Source organism: Nocardia sp. NPDC059764, assembly GCF_042732555.1.
Taxonomy (GTDB): domain Bacteria; phylum Actinomycetota; class Actinomycetes; order Mycobacteriales; family Mycobacteriaceae; genus Nocardia.
The window spans coordinates 1-7,657 of the sequence record NZ_JBHWHH010000257.1 but is presented as its reverse complement, the minus strand read 5'-3'; the positions used below and the strand labels follow the sequence as shown (position 1 = coordinate 7,657).

The window sequence follows — 7,657 nt, the reverse complement described above, 5'->3', positions numbered from 1 at the left end:
GCACTCCGGGGCCGCGTCGACGCAACAATTTCCGCGCTACATGTCGAGGCCGAGATCGAGCACCCGGACCGAGTGGGTGAGCGCGCCCACGGCCAGGTAGTCGACGCCGGTGCGCGCGTAGTCGGCGGCCATGTCCAGTGAAAGCCCGCCCGAGGACTCGAGTTTGGTGCGCGGCGACCGGGTGTTGCGGCGCTGCACCGCCGCCTGGGTGGCCCACAACGGGAAGTTGTCCAGCAGCACCAGTTCCACGTCCTCGGCGAGCACGGCGTCGAGCTGTTCGAGGCTGTCCACCTCGACCTCGCACTCGATGTCCGGGTCCAGCTCCCGCACGGCGCGCAGCGCGGCGACCACCGAGCCCGCGGCCACCACATGGTTGTCCTTGATCAGCGCGGCGTCGCCGAGACCCATGCGGTGGTTCACGCCGCCGCCGACCCGCACCGCGTACTTCTGCAGTGCGCGCAGGCCCGGCAAGGTCTTGCGGCTGTCGCGGATCCGGCAGTCGGTGCCCTCGACGGCGTCCACCCACTGGGCGGTCGCGGTGGCGATGCCGGACAGGTGGCACACCAGATTCAGCAATGTACGTTCGGCGGTGAGCAGCCCGCGCGTCGGCGCGACCAGGCTCAGTACGGTGTCGCCCGGCTGCACCCGGGTGCCGTCCGGCACGCGCCCGGTCACCTCGTAGTTGCCCGCCCCCAGCACCTCGTCGAGCACCAGCAGCCCGACGTCCAGCCCGGCGACGGTGCCCGGCTGCCGAGAAGCCATGCCCGCCTTGGCCACCGCGTCAGCGGGCACCGTGGCCAGGGTGGTGATGTCCGGGCCGTACCGCAGATCCTCGTCGAGGGCGGTGCGGATCAACGCGATCAGTTCGTCGCGATCGAGTCCGGCATCGAGGGTCATGACAGCACTCCTTGTTCTCTGACGCCGCTCACGACGCGGCGGGGATCACGTCGCGGCCCCACGCGGGCGCCGCCTCCGCGTCCTCGGTGACCAGCTTCGGGCGGCCGTCGGAACCCAGCCGCACGGTGGTGCTGCGGCGCAGCTCCTCCCGCGGGTCCGGATAGTCCGAGCGGGTGTGGCAGCCGCGGCTCTCGGTGCGGGCCGCCGCGGCGACCAGCAGCGCGCGGGCGGTGAGGGTGAGGGCCGAATCCTCCAGGTCGCGCAGGAAGGCCGCGGCCGCGTCGGCGGGCACGCCCGCCCGATCCACGCGCGCCGGGTCATCGGACCCATCGGCCTCCGCCGCCCCGCGATTCAGCGCCCATTCGACGGTGATGTCGGGAGCCTCGTTGTCGGAGACCAGGCCGAGCATGCGCAGGATGGCGGCGCGCAGCCCGTCGCCGTCACGGACCACCCCGGCGCGTTCGGTCATCAGCTCCTGCAACAGTTTCCGGTCCGCGCGCGGGAACCGCAGCGGGCCGACCTCGGAGATCGGGGCCGACATGCCCTGCCGTTCCGCGGCGGCGATGCCCGCGCGCTCGCCGACCACCAGGCCCTCCAGCAGACTGTTGGAGGCCAGGCGATTCGCGCCGTGCAGCCCGGTGCGGGCCACCTCACCGGCGGCGTACAGGCCGGGCACCGTGGTGCGGCCGGAGGTGTCGGTGAGGATGCCGCCGCACTGGTAGTGGGCGGCCGGCGCGACCGGGATCAGGTCGGTGGTCGGGTCGATGCCCGCCGCCCGGCACGCGGCCGTGATGGTCGGAAAGCGTTGCGGGAAGCCCTGGAGCGCGCGGGCGTCGAGGTAGACGTGGTCGTCGCCGAGCTCGTGCATGCGGGCCGCGATGGCCTTGGCCACCACATCGCGCGGGGCCAGGTCGCCGAGCGGGTGCACGCCCGCGGTCACCGAATCGCCCCGGGAGTCGACCAGGATCGCGCCCTCGCCGCGCACCGCCTCGCTGATCAGCGGGCGGCGGCCGAGACCGCCGGGGGTGAACAGCACGGTCGGATGGAACTGCAGGAACTCCAGATCCGAGACCAGCGCCCCGGCCCGCAGCGCCAGCGCGATGCCGTCGGCGGTCGCGCCCGCGGGATTGGTGCTGCACGCGTAGAGCTGGCCGAGGCCGCCGGTGGCGAGCAGGACCGCGGGCGTGTGCACGATGCCGAAGCCCTTGTCCGACAGCGCGATCACGCCGCGTACGCCCTCGGGTCCGGTGACGATGTCGAGGACGGCGGCCCCGAAGATCACCGGCAGTCCGGCGGCGTTCAGGGCCCGCTGCACCTCCGCGCCGGTGGCGTCGCCGCCCGCGTGGATGATGCGGCGGGTGCTGTGCCCGCCCTCGCGGGTGCGCGACACCTCGCCGTCGCGGCCCAGGTCGAAGACCGCGCCCAGGTCGGTCAGCGCGGCGACCGCCTGCTGACCGCCCTCGACGATGGACCGCACCGCCTCGACGTCACACAGTCCGGCGCCGGCGACCACGGTGTCGTGCACGTGGGATTCCACCGAATCCCCGTCCGGCGCGACCACCGCGATCCCGCCCTGCGCGTACTGGGTCGAGGTGTCGGTGGGTCCGCCCTTGCTCAGGGTCAGCACCCGCAGCCCGTGCCGGGAGGCGGTGCGCGCGGCGGTCAGCCCGGCCACGCCACCACCCACCACGACGAGGTCGGCCTCGGCTTCCCAGGTGACCGAAATCGATGTGTTCACTTGCTCATCCCTCCCCCGACGGGGCGGGCGTGGCTACTCGCCGCCGCCCGGGTTGCCGATCTCGATCATGCGCTGCACCGAATTGCGGGCCAGGGCGGCGGTTTCGGGATCGACGTGGACCTCGTCGCGGTTCTCCACCAGGCAGCGGAGCAGGGCGGCGGGGGTGATCATCTTCATGTACTTGCAGGACGCGCGGTCGTTGACGGCCTGGAAGTCGATGCCGGGGGCGGCCTTGCGCAGCTGGTGCAGCATGCCGACCTCGGTGGCGACCAGGACCTGGTTGGACTTCGCGGCCTTGGCGGCGTCGATCATGCCGCCGGTGGACAGGATGTGCACCCGGTCGGCCGGGAACTCACCCGCGCCCGCCAGGTACAGAGCCGAAGTGGCGCAACCGCATTCGGGGTGCACGAACAGCTCGGCGTCGGGGTGGGTGCGCGCCTGCTCGTTGAGCTCGTCGCCGTTGATGCCCGCGTGCACGTGGCACTCGCCCATCCAGATGTGCATGTTCTCGCGGCCGGTCACGCGCTTGACGTGCGCGCCCAGGAACTGGTCCGGCAGGAACAGCACCTCGCGGTCGGGGTCGATGGAGGCGACCACGTCGACGGCATTGGAGGAGGTGCAGCAGATGTCGGTCAGGGCCTTCACCGCGGCGGTGGTGTTCACGTAGGAGACCACCAGCGCGTCCGGGTACTCGGCCTTCCAGGCGCGCAGTTCGTCGGCGGTGATGGAGTCGGCCAGCGAGCAGCCCGCCCGCTCGTCCGGGATGAGGACCGTCTTCTCCGGGCTGAGGATCTTGGCGGTCTCGGCCATGAAGTGCACACCGCAGAAGACGATGGTGTCCTCGGGCGCCTCCGCGGCGATCCGGGACAGGGCCAGGGAGTCGCCCACATGGTCGGCGATGTCCTGGATCTCCGGCAGCTGATAGTTGTGCGCCAGGATGGTGGCATTGCGCTCGCGCGCCAGCCGCTTGATCTCCGCCGCCCAGTCCGGGGTGGCGTCCACACCGGTGTACCCCGACGGCCCGTCGGCGATGCGCTCGGTCAGCGTGCCCACTGCTGCAGCCATGGCATGGCTCCTTCTCTCATGCGCCCGGCAACTTCGCCGATTCGCATCCACACGGTTTTCGACTTAGAATCGAAAACGTGGCCCATCGTAGCACTATCCACGAAACGCTCACCGCCGTGTTCCAGGTTCGTCGCTTCCCGGAAACCATCGGTGCAGGTGAGAGCGCTAGGGACCGGCGCAGCGCGGTCACGGATCGGTGCCCGCCCGGCCAGCGCACCGAACTCGCGGTCCTGTTGTGGGAGCGCGCCCTCGACCCCGCCAAGGACACCTGGTCACTTCCCGGCGGCCGCCTGCGCGACGGCGAGGACCTCGACGCCTCGGCCGCGCGCCAGCTCGCCGAGAAGGTCGATGTGCGCGAACTGACCCATCTGGAACAGGTGTGGGTGTTCAGCGATCCCGACCGGGTGCCCGGCGACCGGCGCATCGCCTCGGCGTACCTGGGCCTGGTGCCGTTGACCGCCGAACCGGTGCTGCCGCCCGACACCCGCTGGCATCCGGTCTCGAACCTGCCGACCATGTCCTTCGACCACGGCACGGTCGTGCGGCATGCGCGAAACCGGCTGGCCGCCAAGCTCTCCTACACCAATATCGCCTTCGCGCTGGCGCCCGCCACCTTCACCATGTCCACGCTGCGTGAAATCTACTGCGCGGCACTGGGATACGACGTGGACACCACCAACCTGCAGCGCGTCCTGACCCGCCGGAAGGTGATCACGCCGACCGGCGAGACCGCCTCCCCCGGCCGGGCCGGCGGCCGCCCCGCCGCGGTCCATCGCTTCACCGACTCCGAGATCCGGGTCACCGACGAATTCGCGGCCTTCCGCCCGCCCGCCTGAGGCCCCCATTTTTGGTGGCAGCGGCGGCGGGTAACCCGAAAAGCGCTGCGCCCGATAGTGGAATGAACATCCAAGATCACTATCGAAGGAGTGCCATGTCCGCATCCATGCGCATCGGAACCGCCCTCGCCGGCGCCGCCCTGACCGCGGCCGCCGTGTCGATCTCGGGATCCGCGGTCGCGTCCGCCGAGACGGTGGTGGCCGATCCGAACGCCTATCTCGTCGGCGACACGGTCTATTTCAGCTACTCCAACCTCGCCAGCTGCGCCATCAAGGCGACCGGCGACGTCGGCTGTGACGCGACCAATATCGACCTGCGCTGGTACGGCCTGCCGGTCACCAACCTGACCATCGACGCCGCGTTCCTGCCCGCCCATCCCGCGCTGGGCCCGATCGGCGTGCACGGCCGCTCGGGCAGCCCGCTGCTCACCGGCGGCGGCCCCACCCCCGGCTCGAACTCGCCCTACGGTCCCGACGCCACCATCACCTACGCGGGCACGACCTGCACCGGCAGCGGCTTCCGCGGCGCGATCTCGTGCAACGCCAAGGGACACCACTTCACCTTCGGCTTCGTCACCGACTACAACTGAGCCGACGGCGCGGTGGGCTACGGCATCTCGCCTACCCCGCCGAATCCCTCACCGGCACCGGCACTATCGACGGCGAACAGGTCGACTGCATCGGCGCCCGCTGGATGTCGCTACCAGCGCAGCATCGGCAGCGGGCGCAGCGGGTGAGTGACGGCGTACGCGACACCCCGACGCGCCAGGAAGGCGTGGAAGCCCTCGTACGGGAGTTGGGCCACAACGGATTCGACGTCGGCGCGGGCCAGCGGACGCCGGACCAGGCCACGACTGGCGTCGATCCGGTCGGCGACGCGGAAGGTCTCGACGAGGCGGTCGTCGACGGCGCGGAGCCGGTGATGGTCGAGGACCAGGCGGCGCGCGGTGCCGACATCGGCGATACCGAAATCCGCGGCGTGCGCGGTGGCCAGGTCGGCGGAAGGGTCGAGATAGTCCCAGGTCCCCGCGGTCCAGACGCCGAGGTCGTGCACGGCCCACGCCAGGGCCGCCACATCGGGGACCGGCTCCCCCAGCAGCAGTCGCTGGTAGTTCAGACTGCGCAGAACGTGATTGCGGTAGGCGGGAAACGACGCGCCGAGCTGATCGCGGTGCCGGTCGAGCACGGCATCGACGATCGGATGACCGGTCTGTATCCGCATGGGCTCCCCTGGTGTGTCATCCGGACTTCAGCGGACACTACACCCGGCATCGCACCGCGGGCGGGTGAGCGATCCCCCGAAAATCTGGGTCCTCGAAAGCCCTTGTGAACCAAGGGTTATTCAAAAATACTTCTCGCCCATGAACACCAAGACGATCGCTCGCTACGCCGCTACGGGGGCCGCTGTCGCGGCCGCGGCAGTGCAGCTTTCCACCGGGTCGGCCACGGCCGCCACGGGCACCATCCCGATCATGTTCGGCGTCGGCTCCGACCTGCTCGGTTGCCAGGCCACCACGGTGAGATGCGAAATCTCCGTCGAGGTGGACGACGTGACGACGCCCGTCTCGATCGTCATCAACGGCAAGACCATGGTGACCGCCCTGCCCGCGCCGAGCTCGGCCGGGCCCGGCTTCCTGGTCTACCAGTGGTTCCCCGATACGGCGGGCACGAACACGATCACCGTCACGTCCGGCAGCCAAATCCGCACCGTCACCATCCCCATCATCGACAACAACTCGCCCGAGGCGTTCATCCGGCGTAACCAGGACGCCGTGCGTCGCTTCGCCTGCCAGTCGGGCAGTAGCGCTGCATGTCTCAGCAGCGGCGTCAAATGATCGGCTAATCGTCCCGGGAGCGATCGCGGTGCTTGGTGGTGCGCCGGTAGCGGCGGCCGCTCGGGATCGGCTGGGACGCATTGGATCTGCGCAGTTCGTGGCGGTGACGCCAGGCGGTGAGGTCCGGGCGCTCGGCCGGCGCGGCGGCGTCGGCCGGCGCAGCCTTACCCGGCGGTGCGGTCTTCATGAGGTCCCCTGGGTGATGCGAATCCGTGGTCGCGAACACGGTAGGGGGTACAACACGCGAGGTCCAGCGATTATTGCCGGGATTCGGGTCAGCGGGGTGCGTCGGGTTCGGGGGCTTCGAACGGGACCGCCGGGCCGTGGGGCGCGTGGGGTTGCGGCGCACCGGAATTGCCGGGGTAGGGGCCGTAGAGGATGGCGGAGCCGTACTGGGACGGGGCGACGATCACCGGGTCGGGGCGTGCGCCGCCGAAGGGTAGGTATTCGCCGGTGCCCAGATCGTCGGAGGTGCTCAGCGCCGCGAGCAGCAGGATCACCACCGCGGCGGCCAGGGGCTGCGCGATGAGGGCGGCCCAACCCTCCACGGAGGGCGCGAATTCCACGATGGTGTGGATCGGCGGATTGCTCGGGCGGACGTGGCGCTGCTCGGCCACCGCCTCGCCGACCACCTTGGTGAGCAACGCGCCGAGCGCGGAACCGAGAATGATGCCGGTCAGCAGGACCGGGCCCCGCACCCGCCGCCAGCGCCAGGCCGCGACCGTGCCGAGCACGCCGAGCACGATGCCGATCAGCACGAAGATGGCGAGCGCGTCGAAACGGTGCAGGCTCTCACCGGTCAGCGCGGTGCCGCGATCGGGTTCGACCACCAGCAGTTGTTCCGCCGGAGCCAGATACGCCCAGGCCACCCCAGCCAGGGCGCTCACCGCGGCGAGCGCGGCACACACCGCCGCCGCCGCACGCACTTCCCGCATCATTACCTCGACGCGTAGTCCGCCCGGCTCGGCGGCGAATGTGGCTGCCACTAGCGATGTTCCAGGCTCGTGGAGTCGAGCACCCCGTGGCGCGAGCACTTGGCCCACCAGCCGTCGGGGCTCACCTGCACGATCATGCGGCGTCCGCATTGTTCACAGAAGCGCGGCGGCTCCAGGCCCAGGGCCGCCGCGGGGGGTACCGGATCGTCCAGCCCCGGCACGACTCGCTTGCCCGTGAAAGGGTTGTAGCGCTCCTCGATGTCCACGACCACCTCGATGGATCCTTCGCGTATCGAACTCGGCGGGCAGATCAGGTCCAGGGGAATGGAAACCCCCGCACCCCTACCGTAC

The 7,657-nt window shown here is 70.6% G+C and carries 10 protein-coding genes; 3 read left to right on the top strand and 7 right to left on the bottom strand.

Features of this window, described 5'->3' with window-relative positions:
- Nucleotides 1-36: 36 nt before the first annotated feature.
- The 3 genes from nadC to nadA are packed head-to-tail and all read right to left on the bottom strand — an operon-like array spanning nucleotide 37 to nucleotide 3,700.
- A complete protein-coding gene (gene nadC / locus ACFV4K_RS33465; RefSeq protein ID WP_379280304.1) occupies nucleotides 37-897 on the bottom strand; it encodes a carboxylating nicotinate-nucleotide diphosphorylase in 861 nt (286 codons plus the stop codon).
- Between the two features lie 28 nt (nucleotides 898-925).
- Nucleotides 926-2,635 carry an L-aspartate oxidase gene (locus ACFV4K_RS33460; protein WP_379280303.1) on the bottom strand — a complete coding sequence of 570 codons (1,710 nt, stop codon included), beginning with the start codon at nucleotides 2,633-2,635 and terminating at the stop codon, nucleotides 926-928.
- A 33-nt stretch (nucleotides 2,636-2,668) separates the two neighbouring features.
- A complete protein-coding gene (gene nadA / locus ACFV4K_RS33455) occupies nucleotides 2,669-3,700 on the bottom strand; it encodes a quinolinate synthase NadA (protein ID WP_379280302.1) in 1,032 nt (343 codons plus the stop codon).
- 77 nt (nucleotides 3,701-3,777) lie between these two features.
- Here nadA and ACFV4K_RS33450 point away from each other — a divergent pair, with 77 nt between their 5' ends.
- A complete protein-coding gene (locus ACFV4K_RS33450; RefSeq protein ID WP_379280301.1) occupies nucleotides 3,778-4,536 on the top strand; it encodes an NUDIX domain-containing protein in 759 nt (252 codons plus the stop codon).
- A gap of 95 nt (nucleotides 4,537-4,631) precedes the next feature.
- Nucleotides 4,632-5,126 carry a hypothetical protein gene (locus ACFV4K_RS33445; RefSeq protein WP_379280300.1) on the top strand — a complete coding sequence of 165 codons (495 nt, stop codon included), beginning with the start codon at nucleotides 4,632-4,634 and terminating at the stop codon, nucleotides 5,124-5,126.
- 110 nt (nucleotides 5,127-5,236) lie between these two features.
- On the opposite strand, the gene ACFV4K_RS33440 is transcribed toward ACFV4K_RS33445, so the two are convergent.
- Entirely contained in the window at nucleotides 5,237-5,758 is a 522-nt protein-coding gene (locus ACFV4K_RS33440) for a hypothetical protein (RefSeq protein ID WP_379280299.1), read from the bottom strand.
- A gap of 139 nt (nucleotides 5,759-5,897) precedes the next feature.
- Between ACFV4K_RS33440 and ACFV4K_RS33435 the strand changes: the two genes are divergently transcribed.
- Nucleotides 5,898-6,371, top strand: a complete 474-nt coding sequence (locus ACFV4K_RS33435) for a hypothetical protein (RefSeq protein WP_379280298.1) — start codon at nucleotides 5,898-5,900, stop codon at nucleotides 6,369-6,371.
- A 4-nt stretch (nucleotides 6,372-6,375) separates the two neighbouring features.
- Here the strand turns inward: ACFV4K_RS33435 and ACFV4K_RS33430 are convergent, their stop codons facing one another.
- From ACFV4K_RS33430 to ACFV4K_RS33420, 3 genes are all read right to left on the bottom strand, one after another.
- Complete coding sequence (locus ACFV4K_RS33430) at nucleotides 6,376-6,558, bottom strand: hypothetical protein (RefSeq protein ID WP_379280297.1); 183 nt, start codon at nucleotides 6,556-6,558, stop codon at nucleotides 6,376-6,378.
- A gap of 88 nt (nucleotides 6,559-6,646) precedes the next feature.
- Nucleotides 6,647-7,357 (bottom strand): DUF2567 domain-containing protein, encoded by a 711-nt coding sequence (locus ACFV4K_RS33425; protein WP_379280296.1) that lies wholly within the window; start codon nucleotides 7,355-7,357, stop codon nucleotides 6,647-6,649.
- Entirely contained in the window at nucleotides 7,357-7,572 is a 216-nt protein-coding gene (locus ACFV4K_RS33420; protein ID WP_213561023.1) for a hypothetical protein, read from the bottom strand. The genes ACFV4K_RS33425 and ACFV4K_RS33420 overlap by 1 nt, the downstream gene beginning before the upstream one ends.
- Nucleotides 7,573-7,657: the final 85 nt, after the last annotated feature.

Coding starts and splice junctions, on each gene's coding strand:
- nadC (WP_379280304.1), bottom strand. CDS start 897: ATGACCCTCGATGCCGGACTCGATCGCGACGAACTGATCGCGTTGATC.
- nadA (WP_379280302.1), bottom strand. CDS start 3,700: ATGGCTGCAGCAGTGGGCACGCTGACCGAGCGCATCGCCGACGGGCCG.
- ACFV4K_RS33445 (WP_379280300.1), top strand. CDS start 4,632: ATGTCCGCATCCATGCGCATCGGAACCGCCCTCGCCGGCGCCGCCCTG.
- ACFV4K_RS33440 (WP_379280299.1), bottom strand. CDS start 5,758: ATGCGGATACAGACCGGTCATCCGATCGTCGATGCCGTGCTCGACCGG.
- ACFV4K_RS33435 (WP_379280298.1), top strand. CDS start 5,898: ATGAACACCAAGACGATCGCTCGCTACGCCGCTACGGGGGCCGCTGTC.
- ACFV4K_RS33430 (WP_379280297.1), bottom strand. CDS start 6,558: ATGAAGACCGCACCGCCGGGTAAGGCTGCGCCGGCCGACGCCGCCGCG.